This is a genomic window from Deltaproteobacteria bacterium (genome assembly GCA_009930495.1).
Taxonomy (GTDB): Bacteria; Desulfobacterota; Desulfovibrionia; order Desulfovibrionales; family Desulfomicrobiaceae; genus Desulfomicrobium.
This window is the reverse complement of the sequence record RZYB01000442.1, coordinates 1-1,166: the sequence shown is the minus strand read 5'-3', so window position 1 is coordinate 1,166 and position 1,166 is coordinate 1. Positions and strand designations below refer to the sequence as shown.

Annotated in this window: 1 protein-coding gene; it reads left to right on the top strand. The window is 30.9% G+C overall.

The window, feature by feature from the left end:
* Nucleotides 1–65 precede the first annotated feature (65 nt).
* The coding region (locus EOL86_15335; GenBank protein NCD26942.1) for an IS1595 family transposase at nucleotides 66–1,166 on the top strand (1,101 nt) is incomplete at its 3' end.

The following is a 1,166-nucleotide window of genomic DNA, read 5'->3' as shown; positions in this document are numbered from 1 at the left end:
GGCTTATTTCGTAAATAAAAGTGATTTTACTTTACAAGCGAAATTCTATCAATTATAATTTAACTATGACAAACAAAGAAAAGAAGCAAAAAGCATTAGAAATTTATCAACAATTAATTAATTCACTTGAAGAAGTAGAAGATAAAGAACAAGTTATTGATGTTGTAAATGAACTTATAGAAGAAAATGGACTTTCTCCTAATGGAGAAGGAAGCGCTGCTCTAAAAAGTACAAGAAGCAATTTTAAAAATAATAACTCTTCAATTATTTGTCCTAAATGCGGCTCATCAAATTTTGTTAAAAATGGATCAGCTCATGGCAAACCTAGATTTCGTTGTAAAGAATGTTCTTCTTTTTTTGGTCCAACTTCTGGGAAAATTACAGATGGTACATCCTCTTCTTCTAATAAATGGGACAAATATATTGAAGGTATGCTTTGTAATGATTCATTAACTATATTGTCCGAGAAATGTAATATATCCTTATCTACAGCTCATTCATGGAGAATGAAGGTTCTTACTCATGTTGCGAATTCAAAGGCAGGCGAGATTCTTAGTGGCATAATACAAGAAGATGAATTTTATCTTCCCTCTAGCTTTAAAGGTAACTGGAAAGGTCCATTAAATTTAGGAATAGAAAAAGATTACTCCAATACAATACCTGACTATCAAAAATATGGATTTAGAGATTATTCTCATAAACGAGGATCACAAGATACAAAAAGAGGGTTAAGTAACGACAAAGTATGTGTTGCTACTGCTATTGATGAGAGTAAACGTGTTATAGGTAAACCAATAGGTAGAGGTAATGTAAGTAGTACAGGTTTAGAAAAAGCATTTACATCTAGATTTAATGAACAAGCTATTTTAGTTACAGATAAAAGTAGAGGCGGAGTTAAGTTCGCACAAAACTCAGGATTAGCTCATTTTGCTCTAGATTCTAAAACTGAATCAAGGAAAGGAAGATATAATCTTCAATTGATAAATGCACTTCACTCTATAATTGCAGAAAAAACGCATAGTAGATCAAGCTTTGCTACTAAAAATGCTGAGTTATATATAACTTGGGAAGCTTGGAAGCTATTTAACAAAAATAAAAGTCTTGAAGAAAAGAAATCTATTCTTTCTTTATTAGTTGTTCCTGGACAAAAAACAGTTACAAATAAA